12 protein-coding genes and 1 tRNA gene are annotated in these 16813 nt (G+C 70.3%); 6 read left to right on the top strand and 7 right to left on the bottom strand.

Annotated elements, in window-relative coordinates:
* Positions 1-9: 9 nt before the first annotated feature.
* Both ACFU8W_RS00655 and ACFU8W_RS00650 read right to left on the bottom strand, forming a co-directional pair.
* Positions 10-1611 carry a hypothetical protein gene (locus ACFU8W_RS00655; RefSeq protein WP_384030928.1) on the bottom strand — a complete coding sequence of 534 codons (1602 nt, stop codon included), beginning with the start codon at positions 1609-1611 and terminating at the stop codon, positions 10-12.
* A gap of 89 nt (positions 1612-1700) precedes the next feature.
* A complete protein-coding gene (locus tag ACFU8W_RS00650; RefSeq protein WP_384030926.1) occupies positions 1701-2891 on the bottom strand; it encodes a glycoside hydrolase family protein in 1191 nt (396 codons plus the stop codon).
* Between the two features lie 514 nt (positions 2892-3405).
* Here ACFU8W_RS00650 and ACFU8W_RS00645 point away from each other — a divergent pair.
* The 4 genes from ACFU8W_RS00645 (at position 3406) to ACFU8W_RS00630 (ending at position 8494) form a co-directional block, all read left to right on the top strand.
* Complete coding sequence (locus ACFU8W_RS00645) at positions 3406-4341, top strand: MurR/RpiR family transcriptional regulator (RefSeq protein WP_384030924.1); 936 nt, start codon at positions 3406-3408, stop codon at positions 4339-4341.
* The gene (locus tag ACFU8W_RS00640) at positions 4338-5261 is read left to right on the top strand and encodes an N-acetylmuramic acid 6-phosphate etherase (protein ID WP_384030922.1); all 924 of its coding nucleotides are present in this window, start codon (positions 4338-4340) and stop codon (positions 5259-5261) included. Before ACFU8W_RS00645 ends, ACFU8W_RS00640 begins: the two co-directional genes overlap by 4 nt.
* Positions 5258-6256 (top strand): N-acetylglucosamine kinase, encoded by a 999-nt coding sequence (locus tag ACFU8W_RS00635; RefSeq protein ID WP_384030920.1) that lies wholly within the window; start codon positions 5258-5260, stop codon positions 6254-6256. Before ACFU8W_RS00640 ends, ACFU8W_RS00635 begins: the two co-directional genes overlap by 4 nt.
* Positions 6257-6526: 270 nt before the next feature.
* Positions 6527-8494, top strand: coding sequence for a beta-N-acetylglucosaminidase domain-containing protein (locus ACFU8W_RS00630; RefSeq protein ID WP_384030918.1), 1968 nt, complete (start codon positions 6527-6529; stop codon positions 8492-8494).
* Between the two features lie 363 nt (positions 8495-8857).
* Here the strand turns inward: ACFU8W_RS00630 and ACFU8W_RS00625 are convergent.
* A tRNA-Pro gene (locus ACFU8W_RS00625) sits at positions 8858-8931 on the bottom strand.
* Positions 8932-8981: 50 nt separating this feature from the next.
* The gene (locus ACFU8W_RS00620) at positions 8982-11606 is read right to left on the bottom strand and encodes an ATP-binding protein (protein ID WP_384030916.1); all 2625 of its coding nucleotides are present in this window, start codon (positions 11604-11606) and stop codon (positions 8982-8984) included.
* 107 nt (positions 11607-11713) lie between these two features.
* Here ACFU8W_RS00620 and ACFU8W_RS00615 point away from each other — a divergent pair, with 107 nt between their 5' ends.
* Both ACFU8W_RS00615 and ACFU8W_RS00610 read left to right on the top strand, forming a co-directional pair.
* Entirely contained in the window at positions 11714-12208 is a 495-nt protein-coding gene (locus ACFU8W_RS00615) for a DUF309 domain-containing protein (protein WP_345515796.1), read from the top strand.
* Between the two features lie 81 nt (positions 12209-12289).
* On the top strand, positions 12290-12676 hold the full coding sequence (locus ACFU8W_RS00610) for a hypothetical protein (RefSeq protein ID WP_384030914.1): 387 nt from the start codon (positions 12290-12292) through the stop codon (positions 12674-12676).
* A gap of 12 nt (positions 12677-12688) precedes the next feature.
* On the opposite strand, the gene ACFU8W_RS00605 is transcribed toward ACFU8W_RS00610, so the two are convergent.
* From ACFU8W_RS00605 to ACFU8W_RS00595, 3 genes are read right to left on the bottom strand one after another with little or no spacing between them, the layout of a single operon-like run.
* Complete coding sequence (locus ACFU8W_RS00605; protein ID WP_384030912.1) at positions 12689-13933, bottom strand: FAD-dependent oxidoreductase; 1245 nt, start codon at positions 13931-13933, stop codon at positions 12689-12691.
* Positions 13930-15354, bottom strand: a complete 1425-nt coding sequence (locus ACFU8W_RS00600; RefSeq protein ID WP_384030910.1) for an FAD-dependent oxidoreductase — start codon at positions 15352-15354, stop codon at positions 13930-13932. The genes ACFU8W_RS00605 and ACFU8W_RS00600 overlap by 4 nt, the downstream gene beginning before the upstream one ends.
* The gene (locus ACFU8W_RS00595; RefSeq protein WP_384030908.1) at positions 15351-16784 is read right to left on the bottom strand and encodes an FGGY family carbohydrate kinase; all 1434 of its coding nucleotides are present in this window, start codon (positions 16782-16784) and stop codon (positions 15351-15353) included. The genes ACFU8W_RS00600 and ACFU8W_RS00595 overlap by 4 nt, the downstream gene beginning before the upstream one ends.
* Positions 16785-16813 lie beyond the last annotated feature (29 nt).

Here is a 16813-nt window from a genome sequence, read left to right as displayed (position 1 = left end):
CAGATCCGGTCATTGTTGTGCCGCACCGATGGTTGGTGGTTCGTTCGGCGGCACGGGGGTGTGGAAGAAGTCGTGTGGTGCGGTGTCCGGCACGACGGCACCCGCACCCAGTGCGGGGGAGGTGGCGCCCAGGTGGTAGCCGGCCGGGGCATTGGTTCCGGGAGCGACGAACAGCGGGTCGGCGAGCACGCTGACGGTCGCGCCGGGTGGTTGTGGCACGCCGTAGAAGAGGTTGTGGTCGAAGGCGAACCGACCGGATCGCAGCCGGAAGGACGCGGTGCCTGTACCTTGTTTGTGGATAATGTTGTTGACGAAGTCCACTTGGCGGGGCTGGCTGTTGTTCTCGTTGACCACGACTTGGGAGACGCCGTCGCCAATGTAGACGGTGTTGTTGTGGACCGCGCCGGAGGCGATGTGACCGGAGCAGTTCTCCACCCCGCGGAAGCGGTCGTTGATGCTGATGTTGTAGCGGACCACGAAGTCCCGGATTCCGGTCGTGGTCGGGCACAGCAGCAGCCAGCCGCCCTCGTTGTCGTGACTGAGGTTGTACTGGTAGACGATGCCGCGGGTGGCGTGATCGACGTCCCAGGCCATGCCGTCGAGTGTGGTGTGGCCGCCTGACGCTTCGTTGTACTGGAAGGTGACATCCTCGCTGTTGGCCGTCCACATGCCGGCGTTGTAGGTGCCGGAGCGCATGTTGAAGCCGGCCAGTGTGTTGTGCTCGACCAGCGCGTTGTTGTTCATCTTGACGGCGATCCCGTCGCCGCCGATGTCGGACAGCCTGTTGCCGCGGATGATCGTGCCCCGCGAAGGTGCGTACGGCGCATCGCACACGTCGTCCCAGAAGGTGCCGAGCTCTGGCCGACGGCACCAGTTGGACCAGGTGTAGATGCCCTCACGGTCCACTGCCCGAAGGTTGTTGTCCTCGATGCGCAGGTTCTCGTACCACGTCGGTGTCGTCGTGCCCTGCGCCTCGACGACGATGCCGCCGGATGCGGCACCGAACTTGCCGTTGCCGGTGCGGGGCCCGTTGAGGATGCCGCGCACGTCGTGGATGGCCAGTCCCCGCAGTTCGATGCCATGGATGGGCCCGGTGTCCTTCGCAAGCACGTACACGCCCCGTCGCGGAGCGGAGTGGTCGCCTGGGGCGGTGAGTTCGAGGTCGGTGACGTGGACGTATTCCGCGTCGGACACCAGCACGGCCTGCTGGGCACCGGCCGCATCGATGCGCGGTGCGGACCGGTCCGGATCGCCATAGGAACCGACCCGTACCGGCCGGGTCGCGGTACCGGAATCGTCGAGCACCAAAGTGCCCTCACAGGTCGTGCCGCGCGCGAGATAGACCTCGCTGCCCGGACGCAGCGTGCGACCGTTGATCTGTGCCAGCGAGGCGAACGGCCGGGCGCGTGTGCCCGGTTGCGCGTGCTCGTCGGCGACCGACTTCCCGGAACAGTCGACGAAATACTTCTGCGGTACAGCCATCGGCTTCGCGAGAGCCGTGCCGGTAGTGACGATCCCGGCGGACAGGGCCAGCGCGCAGACCATGGTCAGCGGCCGATGCCCGAAGCGGCGGAGGGAACCCATACGCATCTCCAGTGTCGCAGTGATCACAGAGGAAAGGTGTGTTGAGAACAGCACGACCGCATCCATCCACGTGCGTGGTCGACTACCGGTGCGGTCTCGCGTCACGGACTGCGTTGCTAGGGCCAACGCAGTGGGATGGCGACGTTCTGGGAGCCGGCGGCGGCGCTGCCGCGGGCCATGGCGCAATGCAGTGTGACGGGGCGGCCGTTGTGGTCGAAGAGGAGCTGGGGGCGTTCCAGCGAGCCGAGGGTGATCAGGGTGCCGTCGGTGAGCCTCAACTGCCTCAGCGAGACCACCGGGTGTGCGGCCGGCTTCCATGTGAGGCCGTCGGTCGAGGTGACCATGCCGAGTGCTCCGTACTGGGGAGTGAGTGCGTGGGTCCGGTCGGCTCCCTTGTAGAAGTCCTTGACGATCGCGTAGAAGCGGCGGTCGGCACGGTCGTACCAGAGATACGGATCCTCCGCCTGGGTCTCGGCGGTGCCCAGGGCGGTGGCGGTGTAGGGGAAGGGGCCCTCGGGGCGGTCGGACTGGCCGACGACGGTGATGTAGACACCGTTGGCGTTCCAGGTCTTGTACGTCATGAGGTAGCGGGGACGACCGTCCACGGCGGGGGCCTCGGTGACGGACGGGTTGACCACCATCTGGAAGGTGTTCACGTAGTCGGGTCCGGCGATGGGGGTGTCGCTGCGGGTACCGCGGCCGGCGATCAGGTCCTCCAGGGTGCGGGCGCTGATCACACCGATGCGCTGGCCGGCGTGGTACTGCAGCCAGAGAGTGGGCTGCTTGGAGAACCACGGCTCGGGGGTGTTCGCCGGGTTGTTGGCGATGAAGTACAGGTAGTAACGGCCCTGGAAGTAGCGGATGTGCGGGTTGTGCGCGTTGTAGCGGTCCCAACGGCCGGGGTCTCCCGTCCCCTGAACAACGGTCCGCACGTGCCGGTACGGACCCTGAGGGCCCGGCGAGACCGCGACGGCGATCTCGCTGTACTTCATCCAGCCACTGAAGCCGTAGAAGATCTTCTCCGAGGGGTCCGGACCGCGGCCGGCCGAACCCTCCTGCCAGCGTGAATAGAAGAGGTAATACGCCCCGTCACGGCCACGGACAGGGGTACCACCCCAGGTGTACCAGCCCTCGGTACCGAAGATCTGCACCCCTGGGTCCACCGGCTGAATCGCTGCCTGGAAATCCGGGGAAGACGCACCGGCCGAATCATCGGCGACCGCCCGTCCACCGAGGGAGGTGGCGACCAGGGCTCCCGACATCGTCGTGAGCACTCTGCGTCGCGTCATGCCCTTGCTGCTGGTCAAGGCCAGTCCCTTTCGGTCGTGGAATGTATGCCGATCGCCAGGCACCGATCAACCGTGCTCGCGAAGGCACGGGAAGGTCTCCCTCTGCGGGACGCCCGAGGCATGGCCTATATGATTTTCCGCCTTCGAGGGAACGTCAAGACGTTCGGCAGGGAGATCTCCCGAGCCCGTTGAAGCCCGCCGCCCCGTGGCTGTCGACACGTGGACCACGCCCAGGCAACCCTCTCCGCATCCGCTGCCGTAGCCAAAATGGCATCTTTATCCGGTACTTGACGGATTCACCACTACCGACCGACACCAGCCACCCGGGCAGTCCACGTAACGCTGCGGGGCGCTGCAACCAGCTGCGCGCGCCGCGCACACCTCTGGCGGCACGCCCAACCTTCCTCGCGGTCGAGTAGATCCTATATTTTTCATCTCATCTCGCTGAGGGATGGGACGTCCGGACCCTTGACAGACACAGGCCGCACGTTGAGGATTCACGCTAACTCGGACTGAGATTGGGAACTTCCACATGAGCGAAGAGGACGTCTCCCCGAACGACCGCACTGCCGGTGTGCTGGTCCGGCTTCGCGGACTCCTGCCCTCGCTGTCCGCGAAGGAGCAGGCGATAGCAGAGGTGGTACTGGGAGACCCGGCCAACGTCGCCCAGCTGAGCATCTCTCAAGTCGCCCGACGTGCTGAGGTGTCGGACACCTCGGTGACTCGGTTCTGCCGCCGCCTGGGGCTCACCGGCTATCCCGAGCTGCGGCTGGCTCTCGCCGCGGCGGTGCAGCATGCGCACTCCGGGTGGCGGCTGCGTGTCGGTACGCAAGGAGACATCGAGCCCGACGACACAGCCGCCGAGGTCATCGTCAAGATGGCACACGCAGACGCCAGCGCCATCCAGGACAGCGTGGAACAGCTCGATGCGACAACTCTGGACGCAGCGAGCCGGCTGCTTGCCCGAGCCCGGCGGATCGAGGTGTACGGCGTCGGGTCGAGCGGACTCGTGGCCGCGGACATGGAGTACAAGCTGCAGCATCTGGGGCTGCCCTGCTCCGCGTTCAGCGATGTGCACCGTGCCCTGATGAACGCAGCGCATCTGGGGCCGGGCGATGTGGCTGTGGGAATCTCGCACTCCGGCCGCACCCAGGAGACTCTCGACCCACTGCGCGAGGCATCCCTGCACGGCGCATCAACCCTCGCGCTCACCAATGACAGCAGATCCCCCATCACCGCGCTGGCCGATCTGGTGCTGTGTTCCGCCGGACGGGAGGCGCCCTTCCGTAGCGGGGCCACCATCAGCCGCATCGGCCAACTCTTCGTTGTGGACTGCCTGTACGTACGCCTGGCTCAGGCGAGCGGCCCAGATGCCACCAACGCTGCGCTGAGCCTCGCCCACCGCGCGGTCGAGCGGCACCGGGCCGTGAGCGGAAACGGCACCAGCGAAGGAAAGGAACGACCATGACTTCGAGGGACACCGCTCCGGTGCCACTGACCGAGGCCCGCAACCCGGCGACGCACGACCTGGACGAACTCAGCGTGCCCGAACTCGTCGACCGGATCACCGGCCAGGACCGACAGGCGCTGCTTGCCGTGCGCGCCGTACGCGAGGACATCGCACACCTGGTCTCCATGGGCGTGGACGCCCTGCGCGGCGGCGGCCGCATCCACTACTTCGGCGCCGGCTCCTCCGGGCGCTTCGGAGTGCTCGACGCTGCCGAAGTGATACCGACCTTCGGCGTCGGGCCGCGCGTCTTCGTGGCACACCTGGCAGGCGGCCCCGCAGCCATGACGGATGCCGTGGAGGATGTCGAGGACGACGCGGACGCCGGCGCGCTGGACGCGGCCGAGGTCACCGGGCCGGATCTCGCCATCGGGCTCAGCGCGAGTGGTGCCACCGCCTACGTCGGCGGGGCGCTGCGTCGAGCCCGTGCCGCCGGCGCCGCCACCGCGCTGGTGTCGGCGAATCCGCGCGCGCCTCTGCGAGCCGAAGCCGACCTGCACATCGCGTTGGCGACCGGTCCTGAAGCGGTCACCGGATCCACCCGGATGAAGGCCGGCACCGCTCAGAAACTGGTGCTCACCACGTTCTCCACCGCGGTGATGGTCCGCTGCGGACGCACCTACTCGAACCTGATGGTGTCGCTGACCGCGGTCAACGACAAACTTCGGCGCCGCAGTGTACGTCTCCTGTGCGAGGCAGCCGGAGTGGACGCGGACACCGCCCGCCTGGCGCTGGCCGCCGCCGACGGCGATACCCGGGTAGCCCTGGTGGGCCTGCTCGCCGACCTTCCCACGGACCACGCCCGTCATCTGCTCGAACGCAATGGAGGTTCGGTCAAGGCTGTACTCCACTCGGCAGTGAAACCGGTTCCCGAATCATGACCGCGACGCGAGTGGTCGGCGTCGACGTGGGCGGCAGCGGAGTCCGCGTCGGCGTCATGGAGTTGGGCTCGAACGCGCCCGCCCTCCGGTCGGACCGGTCAGTCCCCGCCAAGATCGGCGCGGACGGCCTGGATGCCGCCGCCGTACTGGGAGTGGTCGTTCCGGCAGTGGAGACACTGCTGGCCGACTCCACCACCGGCATGCTCGGCACGGCCGACACCATTGCGGTGGGTGCCACCGGCTTCGCGCTGCTCGGCGACGAACTGCGTGACCGGCTGCCGCAGACACTGGCCGACCGCTTCCGCGTGCGCCGAGTAGTGCTGACGAGCGACGCGGTAACCGCCTACGCCGCGACGATCGGCACCGGTCCGGGGGTGGTGATCGCCGCCGGAACCGGTGCCGTCGCCCTGGGTCTTGACCCTGAGCGAGGCTGGCGCCGGACCGACGGCTGGGGGCACCTCTTCGGCGACGACGGCGGCGGTGCCTGGATCGGGCGTGAGGGCCTGGCGGCGGCCCTGCGCGCCTACGACGGTCGTCCGGAAGGCTCCATCCAACTGCTGGACGCACTCGTTCGACGGTTCGGACCGCCGGAGCAACTGCCCGGTCGGATCCAGACCAGCCCGCAGCGCGCCGGCCTACTGTCCAGCTTCGCTCCTGCTGTCGCCGCCTGCGCCCGCGACGGCGACGCGCAGGCGAACTCCATCCTGGTCCGGGCCGGGCGGGCTCTCGCCGAGACGGCGCACGCCGCGGCCCCCGACGACGCCCACGCTCCGATCGGGCGTACCGGCAGACTCTTCCGGATCGGCGACGCGCTGCTCGCCGCGTTCGAGAAACGGCTGCGCGAACTCCGTCCCTGCGCACGCCTCACCGCATCCGACGGCGAACCGTTGGACGGCGCCCTCGGCCTGGCCGCCGCAGCGGCCACTGGCACCTGGACGCTGCCCATGGACGACGCACTGCTCACACTCACCCACTTCGACCACGTCGACGGATGAAAGAGGCAGTCATGACAAGTACCACGGCCTCCGGTCGGACCTCGCGGCGCCCAAGACGGCCGCCCCTGGCCGTCGCCGACGGCGTCGCAACGATCGGTGTCATCTGCGGCTACACACCGCACGGAGCCTGCCCAGTGCGCTGTTAGCCACTGGCCATACACGTCTTTCCGCCGCGACAGGTTGAACACTGTGGTCGGCCTCGCCACCACGAAACCGGCTCCACCACTCCGCCCGCATCCTTGTGGCGGGCCGCCTTACGAGGAGGTAGGCATGCAACGTCCCCTGCGATCAGCCCTCACAGGGGTGATCACGGCGCTGGCGATGGCCCTGGTCGCCGTTCCGGCTCGGGCCTTGGACGACCCGCAGCCGGCATCGCCCGCGGGCAGTGAACTGCGCGACCTTACGTTCGGCTCATCCTCACTCCGAAGCAGGGCCTTATCGGAGGTGGCGCAAGCGACGGGCACAGGCAGTCACCGGACACCGGCCGTCTCACCCGTCCCGCACGAGATCTCGTACGGCAAGAAGTTCCCGATGCCGCAGCGCGCCATGGTGGTGCACGACACGGAGAGCGATCCGCAGGCCGTGGAGACCGTGACCGAGGCGCTGCGGGCGGCCGGCGTACGCGAGGTCACCCAGGCATCGGCCAGCCGCCCGGGTGTGTACCCGGTGTACGTCGACACGCGTCCCACGTCCTCCGCCACCGTGGGCCTCGAGGCGGGCGGGTATGTCGCCTCCATCTCTCGGCAACGCACCGTCCTGGACGGCGTGGACGGCGCCGGCACGTACTACGCCGCCGAAACCTTCCGGCAACTGTTCGCGGGCCGCAAGGTCGTCTCCGCCACCGTCCGCGACTGGCCGGACTTCGCGACCCGCGGCGGTCAGGAGTCCTTCTACGGCGCCAAGTGGTCGTACGAGGACGAGCTGCGCGAGATCCGCTTTCTGGGCGCGCACAAACAGAACACGTTCCTCTACCACCCACGCATCGGCGATCCGCACAACGCTGCGCAGAAGTGGCGAGAGCCGTACAGCGGTGCGCGGCTGGAGGAGCTGCGGACGATCGTCGCGGAGGCGAAGAAGCGGCACATCAGGTTCATCTACCGGCTCGGCCCGGAGGCGCCGACCGCACCCGGGTACGGCATCTGCCACGCGGATCCCGAGGAGCTGAAGCTCGTCCTCGCCCGGTTCCAGCAGCTGTACGACATCGGCGTTCGCAACATCTCACTCGGCTGGGACGACGTGTCCAATCCGATCAGCTGTGCGGCCGACCGCACGAAGTTCGGCGGCGACGCGAACCCGAAGGCTGCGGCCCAGGCATACGTCACGAACCACGTGTACACCGACTTCATCAGGTCCCACCCGGGCAGCCGGCTGATCACCATCCCCACCGAGTACTGGAACGCGACGCCGTCCTCGTACAAGAAGCGGTACAACGAGCTGGTGGAGAAGGACACCTCGATCTACTGGACCGGGCCGGAGGTCGTCTCCCCGCAGATCACCGACGCGCAGGCGACCGCGGCAAAGGCGGCGTACGGCAACCGCAACATGCTGATCTTCGACAACTACCCCGTGAACGACTACGCACCCAACCGTCTCCACCTGGGCCCGCTGACCGACCGCGACCCCGCACTGACCGGCACGGTCGAGGGCATCACCACGAACCAGATGAACCAGCACGCGCCGTCCCTGATCGCCCTGTTCACGGCGGCGGACTTCACCTGGAACACGACCACGTACGACCCGGAGGCGTCCTGGGACCGGGCGCTGCGCGAGCTGGGCGGGAAGGCCTACCCGGCGCTGAAGGTGTTCGCGGAGAACTCGCGGAGCGGGCCACTGAAGTCGACGGCGGACGCGGGCCGGCTGAAGGCTCTGGTGGCGGCCGTGTGGGACAAGCCCGGTGACGCGGACGCGCTGGCCGACCTGGAGACGTACTTCGGCTCGTTGGCGGTCGCTCCTGGTCGGATCGAGCGCGACATGGGCGACCCGGCGTTTGCCGCACAGGCCGGACCGTGGCTGAAGAAACTCGGCGCCTACGGGGAGGCCGGCCGGACCGCCGTGGAACTCCTGCGGGCGGACGCGGCGGGCGACACGTCGGAGGTCGCGCGACTCGCGGACATCCTGCGCGAGCAGCGGGCTGCGCTGGCTGCGATGCCGCAGCAGCTCACCGGTGGTACGGCGGACAGCTTTCTGTCCCAGGTGCTGAACATCGGGCTGTCCGACCCGGCGCTGAACCGCCGGTGACCCGTACCGCTTCAGGATGGCTTCACATTTCGTGGGCCGGGCTTTTGTCGAGTGATCAGCTGGCTCGGCGGTACTCATGGGTGAGGCCTGCAACGGCTTGTCGACGCTCGATCCGGACCGGCGACAGGGGATGGCATCGGGGTCGTCGAGGGGCGCGAGCTGATCCCGGCCCTGGTGCGGCCGATGCCCGTAGAAGTGGCGGGCGTAGTCGTGGAGCGTCTGGGAGCGACCGACTGGGACGCCCCCGGTCAATTCCAGATTGACGCCTACCCGGAGCGCTGGGAGCGGAAGAGGGCTCCCAAAGCACTCCCGGAAACGCTTCAGGGGCCGTTCGCAAACGGCCCCTGAAGTTCGACATCACTGTCGGGACGACAGGATTTGAACCTGCGACCCCTTGACCCCCAGTCAAGTGCGCTACCAAGCTGCGCCACGTCCCGATGCGATTCCGCCCGGTGTTCCCGGGTGACCTCGCAGGACAAACATTACCTCACTCCGCGGACCTGATTGACGTCCGTGCCTGATGGGCGCGGGTCGCAAGCTCTTCGGCACCGCACGCCGTGGCCAGTTTCTGGGCTCGGGCGAGCTCGCGCGGGGAGCGGATCGCGATGCCGTAGTCGACACGGGCCAGGGCGTGCTCGTACGCGGACGGGGACGCCTCCAGGTGCCGGACCGCGTCGGCCAGCAGATGGTGGGCGTCCTCGGGGCGGGCGAACAGGGCAACGCAGCGCAGGGCCTCGCCGATCGCGGTGTCCGTGCCGAAGCGTTCGGCGTGCACCCGGGCCGAGGTGGCGAGCTGGGCTGCGCGGCCCGGGTCCTCGTCGGCCAGGGCGCGGGCGAGGTCGCCCGCCCATGGCGCCCAGACGCCGTTGAACCGGCCGCGCGGTTCAAGAGCCTGGCCGGCTGCTTCGAGTTCGGCCACAGCCTCCTTCGTACGGCCTTCGGCGAGCAGGAGGCGGCCGCGGACGCACGGTGCGTCCGGGAGGACCATCGCGCTGGGATAGGGCATCCCGAAGTTGTACTGGTCAGCTGTCGTGCGGGCCTCGGTGACCCGGCCCCGGGCCAGCAGTGTGTCGATGAGCAGGCAGGCGGCGTCCCAGTGGACGGGAAGGCCGCTGCCCACGCGGTCGGCGAGACGCAGCCCTTCGCGCAGGAAGCCCTCGGCCTCGGCCAGCCTGCCGCGACGGCGGTGGACGAGGCCGAGGAGGGTGTGGGCGAAGGCAAGGTGCGCGCCGCTCCAGCCGGAGATCTCGAAGGCGCGGACGGCCTCGCTGAACAGCGCCTCGGCCCGGTCGAGCTGGTCGGTGAAGGCATAGGTGATCCCCACCGTGGTGGGGAACTCGAAGCCCCATTCGGTGTCGGTCCACCCGAGTCCGCGGGCCGGGCGCCCGTCGACCAGGGCGCGTTCGCAGAGATCGACGACGAGCTGGCAGTCCTCGCCCCGGAGCATGGCGTCGAAGGCGCGCAGCGTGAGCAGGGCGCGTTCGGTGTTGTCGCGGCCGGTGAGATGGTCGGCGTTGCCGGCGAGTCTGCGGGAGCGGCCGGGGCCGTCGTCCTCGGCGGCCTGCATGCCCTCCCACATGAAGTGCGCGGCCTGGAGCCGCATCCGGCCCGGTCCGGGGGCGGTGCGGCCGGTCTCGGCGGCGAGAGCCAGTGCCGCTTCCTTCAGCTGGTTGTTGTGGGACAGGGCTGCGGCGAGCCGGAAGGTGGCGTCGACGCGCACCTCGTCAGCGAGTCCGGGCAGATCGAGGGCGGCCCGCAGATGCTGCACGGTGGTGGGCGGGGAGCTGAGGAGTGTCGCGCAGCCCAGCTCGTACAGCAGCGTGGCCCGCACCTGGTGGCGCGGCGGTTCCTGCAGGGCGCGTTCCAGGCAGCGGCGGGCGGCTTCGGGGGCACCCACCGCGAGATGCTGTCCGGCCGCCTCACGGAGCTGCTCGACCAGTTCCTGGTCGTCGTCCGGGTGGACTTCGAGGAGGTGGCGGGAGGCAGCGGCGGCGCCGAGTCCGGCGCGGGTGATCGCCCAGGCGGCGCGGCCGTGCATGGCGGTGCGGGTGGCCGGCGGGATGGAGCGGTACACGGCGGTGGCGATCAGCGGGTGGACGAACTCCAGCGGGTCGAAACCGCTGACGATACGGGCGTCGCGCAGCCGCGCGGTGCAGTCGGCGGCCTCGGCGGGACTCATTCCGGCGAGGGTGGCGGCGAGGTCCTGGGAGATGTCGGTGCCGAGAACGGCGGCGGCCCAGGCGAACCGGTTGGCGTTGGTGCCGAGCCGTTCGAGCCGGTCGACGAGTCCGCTGCCGCGGGCCGAGGCGCCGAGTTCGCGCAGCAGTCCGGCCGACTCCTCCACGGGAACCAGTTCGCGGTCCTGCACCTTGGCGACGAGTTCGACCGCCTCGTACGGGTTGCCACCGGTGACGGCCCACACCTCGCGGCAGAACGGGGCGTCGGCGTGGTCGCCGAGAGTGGCCCGGACCAGTTCCGCTGTGGCGTCGGGCGTGAGGGCGCGGAGTGCGACCCGGACCTGGGCGGGGTGGCTGCCGCCGTCCCCCGTCCGCGTCGCCAGTTCCTCCGGACGGTGCGCCTGGACGACGAGGACGGGCAGTTCGCCGAGGCGCGCGGTGAACGAGGCGAGCCAGGCGAGGGATTCGCCGTCCGCCCAGTGCGCGTCGTCGATGATCAGCAGCAGCGGACGGTGGCTCAGCCGGGAGGCGAGGCGCGATACGACGTGGTCGAGTCCGTCGCGCACACCCTGCGGGTCGGGCTGCGGGCCGCTGGGCTCGGCGAGTCCGAGGGCGGGTGCGGCGACCTCGAACCAGGCGCCGAACAGACCGCGTACCTCGTCGGGCGGGAACTGGTCGAGTGCGGGCTGCAGGAGTTGGCGTACGACGTGGAACGGGACGGATGTCACCGTCTCGCCGCCGCGTGCGGACCAGATTGTGCAGCGGTCCACGGCCATGGTCCGGATCTCGGTGAGCAGAGCTGTTTTGCCGATGCCTGCCTCACCACTGAAGATCAGCAGCCCCCCGGCTGCCTGGGCGCCGCAGAGGGCATCCACGGCTTGTGCGGCGGCAGCGAGTTCCGGTTCGCGCTCGTACAGCGGCCGGGACGGCTTCATGCCTACCCTCCCCTAGTGTTGCGGATTACTGCCGAGCCTAGTCGTGCGCGAGGGCCCGCGGACAGTGGTTCCGACAGTTCGCCGCAGGTGCGGGGCACAATCGACGGGTGGACGAGACTCGCAGGGACCGCGACGCAGAGGGCCGGGCGCGCAGTGCGCGCCCCCGTGACGGGCTGGGGCGCCCCCTGCCGTACGGGGCGCCCGGGGTGGAGCGGCAGCCGGAGGGGGTGGTGCGCTCCCCCGAGGAGACGCTGCTGGAGGCCCAGCGGCTGCTGGACGCGGGGATGCCGTTCCACGCGCACGAGGTGTTCGAGGACGCGTGGAAGTCGGGCCCGGATGCGGAACGGGAATTGTGGCGCGGACTCGCGCAGCTGGCGGTGGGGCTGACGCATGCGGCGCGAGGCAATGCGACGGGTGGGGCACGGCTGTTGCGGCGGGGCGCGGCGGCCCTCTCGGCGTACGGGAACGCGTCGGCGCACGGGATCGGAATCGATGCGCTGACCGGCTGGGCGCAGGAGCTGGCCGGGCGGGTGGAGACGGGTGGCGGGCGCACGGTGGACGCGGCCGAGGAGGCGCCCCGGCTGCGACGGGAGGGCGGATGAGCCGGATGGCGACGTCCGTTTTCGGCAACCGTCGCACGGAGCGGTGAACACGGCGCCGCGAAACTATTACCATCCCGCGTCATGAGCACTTCTGACCAGGACCAGTCCGTGGACACCCCGATAGCCGCCCTCGACGGCGACACGAACGGCACAGAGATCGAAGTCGAGGTCGAGGTCGGCGCCGAGGTCGAGGAGGCGGAGGCCGGGGACCGCAGATTGACGCCGCGTCAGGCCAGACGGTTGCGGATCGTGCTCTCCTCGGTCGGCATGGCGGCGATGGCGGTCGTGCTGGCGCTGCGGATCGCGAGCCGGTCGTCCGTTCTGGTCGTCGGGGTGTACGGGCTGGCGCTGATCCTGTGCGGGATCGTCATCGAGCTCAGCCGTAACGGTCGTACGCGGTTGGGGAGTTGGCTGCTGGCCGTCGGCCTGGTGGCGGCGATCGGTTCGGACTGGCTGCTGATCCCCTGACGCCCGGCCGGTTCAGACTGCTGTGATCCGCACGGTTCCGCCGTGCGGATCGACGCGATCGAGCCAGTCGGCGCGCATCCGGAACGGCCGGTTCGGTTCGGCGGGCAGCAGCAGCCGCTGCCGGTGGAGTACGCGTCCGTCCTGGCCGACGACGAGGTGCGGTCGGGGCAGTCGACGGGCGGTGCGCAGGATGAAGCGGCCGTGGAGCGGCCGGGCGCCGTCGGGGTCGAACAGGTTCGGTGCGATCCACTTCAGCGGGGCATCGACGGCGAGTGCGGGACGCTCGGCGGGCCAGTCCCCCGTCGCCAGCCGACGCAGGACCGGGGCGGCCACGGCCCGTCCCTCGGCTGCCGCCGTGCCCGCGCTCTCCACCGCATGCAGCAGATTGCCGACGGCGAAGACACCGGTCTCGGAGGTGCGGTACGAGGCGTCGTACGCGGGTCCGCGGGTCCCGGGGTCCAGGGTCAGTGCGCCGCGCCGGGCCAGCTCGTGGTCGGGGATCCAGTCCCCGGTGAAGACGACGGTGTCGCAGGGCAGGGTCGTGGTCCGGCCGTCGTGGTGGCGCAGGCCGACTCCGGTGAGCCGTTCCCGGCCGGTGAGCCCGGTGACGGTGGCGTGGGTGAGGAGCGGTGTGCGATGCCGCGCCCGCACGACAAGCGGGGCGAGGGCGGTCGGCAGGGACGGTGGCTGGTCGGTGACCAGGGCGACCACGTCGACTCCGGCCACGCGCAGGGTGTCGGCGGCCGCGTGGCTGACGGGTTCGTTGCCGATGACGACCGCCCGTGTGCCGATCCGCTGGCCGAAGAGATGGACGGCCTGCTGGAGTTCGCCGGTGGAGTAGACGCCGGACGGGCGGCTGCCGGGGACGAGCCGGGCGCTGCGCGGCCGTTCGCGGGCGCCGGTGGCGAGGACGACCGCGCGGGCGGTGATGCGTTCGAGTCCGGTGGGTCCGGTGGTGTCGACGGTGCGTGGTCCGGCCCAGCCGGTGACGGTGATTCCGGTACGCAGACGGGCTCCCGCCCCTACCGCGGCGGCCACGCACTGCCGGGCGTACCCGGGGCCGGTCACCGCTCCCCCTGCGCGACCGGTCCCGAATCCGCCGTGGAAGCAGTGGCGTGGGATGCCACCCGCGACCTGTTCGCGCTCGAGGATCTCGACGTGGCCCGCGCCGGATGCGGCGAGTTCGGCCCCGGCGCCGAGGCCGGCCGGTCCGGCGCCGACGACCAGCACATCGACGGTTCGCTCGCGCCGGGTCATGGCGTGGCCTCCTCGATCAGGGCGCGGACCGCGGCCCCGCAGTAGAACCCCTGGCAGCGCCCGCCGCCGGCCCGGGTCCGGCGGCGCAGTCCCTCCTTCGACCGCGGCGGGACCGTGCTGGCCAGCGCGTCCCGGATCTCGCCCGCGGAGACGCCTTCGCAGTGGCAGACGAGGGTGCCGTAGGCCGGGTCCCGGGCGATGAGGTCGGCGCGCCGGTAGGGGCGGGGAGATGCCTCGCCCAGGTTGGGCATGGTCAGGGGCTCCAGTTCGGCCGGGGTGCCGAGGTCGAGGCCGGTGGCGGCCAGCAGTTCGGTGACGTACGCGGCGATGGCCATGGAGGCGGTCAGGCCGGTGGAGCGGATGCCGCCGACGGCGATGTACCGCTGGTCGGGGTAGTCCTGGATTCGGTAGTCCTCGTGACCGGTGGCGGCGCGCAGTCCGGCGTAGACGGCGGTCACCTCCTCGTCGATCAGTTCGGGCAGGATCCGCCGGCCCTTCTCGCGCAGAAGGGCGAGCCCTTCGGCGCTGGATCCCGTGGCGGTCTTGTCGTCCAGTTCCTCGGCGGTGGGTCCGAGCAGGACGTTGCCGAAGACGGTCGGTGCCACCAGGACGCCCTTGCCCGCCTCGGTGGGTACGGGCAGCAGGATGTGGTCGACCAGTGCGCGGGCGAGCTTGTCGAAGACGATGAGCTGGCCTCGGCGCGGGGTGACGGTGAAGGCTTCGTGGCCCAGTTGCCGGTCGAGTTCGTCTGCGTACAGTCCGGCGGCATTGATGAGGTAGCGGGTGCGCAGCGGTCCGCGGGTGGTGGTGAGGGTGTGGATGTCCGCGCCGCTGTCGATCTGCTGGACGCGGCAGTCGAGGTGCAGATGGACTCCGGCGCGGACGGCCTGGGTGGCGTATGCGAGGGGGGTCGTCCAGGGGCAGATGATGCTCTCGTCCGGGATCTCCAGCGCCCCGAGCGCGCCGGGGCCCAGATGGGGTTCGCGGGCACGCAGTTCGCCGGCGTCGATGATCCGCGCAGCGTGGTAGTCGTTGCGCTCCGCCTTGGCCAGCAGGCCGGGGAGTGCGGCGAGTTGGTCCTCGTCCCAGGCGACGAGGAGCGCGCCGACGCGCTCGACCGGGATGCCGGTCGCGGCCGCGTACGCGGCGAGCCTGCGCTGCCCTTCGCGTACGAGACGGGCTTCCAGTGAGCCGGGGACGGCGTCGAAACCGGTGTGCAGGATGGCGGTGTTGGCCTTCGACGTGCCGTTGCCGATGTCGTCGGACCCGTCGACGAGGGCGGTACGGATCGGGTAGCGGGCCAGCTCACGGGCGAGGGCGGTGCCGACGACGCCTGCGCCGATGACGGTGACGTCGTACGCCGCGCCGCCGTCGGGCAAGTTGTGGACCAGGTCCTTGGCCGTGGTGACCGTCGGCGTCATGCGCGGTCCAGCAGGGTCTTCACCGCGGCCCGGAATCGGGCGAGGCGTTCGGCGGCCTCGTCCGCGCCGATCCGGGGTTCGTACACGGCGGCCGGTTCCCATGCAGGTAGGGCCTGTTGGAGCGGTAGTTTCGGGTCGACGCCGAGCCGGGCGACGGCCCCGGCCCCGAGTGCCGTGACGTCCGGCAGTGCGGACACCTCGACCGGCCGCTGCAGCAGGTCGGCCTGGGTCTGCATGAGGAGCGCGGAGCGGGTCAGGCCGCCGTCCACCCGGAGCGAGGTCAGCGGTCCGCCGAGGTCGGTGGCGACGGCGTCGGCGAGTTCGACGACCTGGGCGGCGATACCCTCGCACAGGGCGCGCACCAGGTGGCCGGCGGTGGTGTCCAGTCCGAGTCCCGTCACCGAGCCGCGCAGATCGCTGCGCCACCACGGTGCGGCGAGCCCGGCGAGCGCCGGTACGAACGTGACACCGCCGGAGTCGGGGACGCCCGTGCCGACGAGGTCGAGCTCAGCCGCGCCGGAGATCACTCCGAGATCGGTGAGCCAGCGGACGGCGGACGCGGCGGTGTAGACCTGCCCGTCGAGGCAGTAGCTGGTACGGCCGCCGAGCCGCCAGGCGACACAGCTGACCAGTCCGGTGGAGCCGCGGCGGGGCGTGGGCCCGGTCTGGGCGAGGAGGAAGGCGCCGGTGCCATAGGTGCATTTGGCGGTGCCGGCCTGCAGCGCGCCCTGGGCGAGCAGGGCGGCCTGTTGGTCGACGAGCAGTCCGGTCAGGGGGAGTTCGCCGCCGAACACCGTCGTGGTACCGACCGGGCCGGCGGCGTCGACGACGGACGGGAGCCGTTCGCCGGAGAGGCCGAAGATGTCCAGAGCCGCGGGTGACCAGCCGACCCGGTCGAGGTCGAGCAGTTGGGTACGGCCGGCGGTCGCCGCATCCGTGACGAACGCCCCGGTCAGCCGGTGGACCAGCCAGGAGTCGCTGGTGGTGACGACACCCTCGCGGGTCAGCTCGCGGCGGATCCAGGCCATCTTCGGTGCGGCGAAGTACGGGTCGAGCGGCAGCCCGGTGAGTTGCCTCAACTCATCTTCGTGTCCGGCGAGTTCGCTGCAGACCGATTCGGCCCGGCGGTCCTGCCAGACGATTGCGTCGGTGAGCGGCTTACCGGTTGCCGGGTCCCAGGCGAGCACGGTCTCGCCCTGGTTCGCGAGCCCGACGGCGACCACCGGTTCACCCGCCTCGTACACCGCCTGCCGTCCGGCTTCGACGACCGATCCGAACAGTTCGGCGGGATCGACCTCGACCACTCCTCCGGGCTCGTACCGAGGCCGCACCTGGGCCGCACCGGAACCGATCACGCCTCGTTCCGGGCAGATCACCAGCGCCTTGGTGCCGGACGTGCCCTGGTCGACGGCGAGCACGGGGCCTGTCATCGACACTCCTGCTGTGCGGAAGCTCTACG

It is taken from the genome of Streptomyces sp. NPDC057565, from assembly GCF_042801455.1.
In the GTDB taxonomy this organism is placed as follows: domain Bacteria; phylum Actinomycetota; class Actinomycetes; order Streptomycetales; family Streptomycetaceae; genus Streptomyces; species Streptomyces yanii.
The sequence above is the reverse complement of the archived record's forward strand: the minus strand, read 5'-3'. Positions and strand labels throughout refer to the sequence as shown.

Coding starts and splice junctions, on each gene's coding strand:
- ACFU8W_RS00645 (WP_384030924.1), top strand. CDS start 3,406: ATGAGCGAAGAGGACGTCTCCCCGAACGACCGCACTGCCGGTGTGCTG.
- ACFU8W_RS00640 (WP_384030922.1), top strand. CDS start 4,338: ATGACTTCGAGGGACACCGCTCCGGTGCCACTGACCGAGGCCCGCAAC.
- ACFU8W_RS00635 (WP_384030920.1), top strand. CDS start 5,258: ATGACCGCGACGCGAGTGGTCGGCGTCGACGTGGGCGGCAGCGGAGTC.
- ACFU8W_RS00630 (WP_384030918.1), top strand. CDS start 6,527: ATGCAACGTCCCCTGCGATCAGCCCTCACAGGGGTGATCACGGCGCTG.
- ACFU8W_RS00620 (WP_384030916.1), bottom strand. CDS start 11,606: ATGAAGCCGTCCCGGCCGCTGTACGAGCGCGAACCGGAACTCGCTGCC.
- ACFU8W_RS00610 (WP_384030914.1), top strand. CDS start 12,290: ATGAGCACTTCTGACCAGGACCAGTCCGTGGACACCCCGATAGCCGCC.
- ACFU8W_RS00605 (WP_384030912.1), bottom strand. CDS start 13,933: ATGACCCGGCGCGAGCGAACCGTCGATGTGCTGGTCGTCGGCGCCGGA.
- ACFU8W_RS00600 (WP_384030910.1), bottom strand. CDS start 15,354: ATGACGCCGACGGTCACCACGGCCAAGGACCTGGTCCACAACTTGCCC.
- ACFU8W_RS00595 (WP_384030908.1), bottom strand. CDS start 16,784: ATGACAGGCCCCGTGCTCGCCGTCGACCAGGGCACGTCCGGCACCAAG.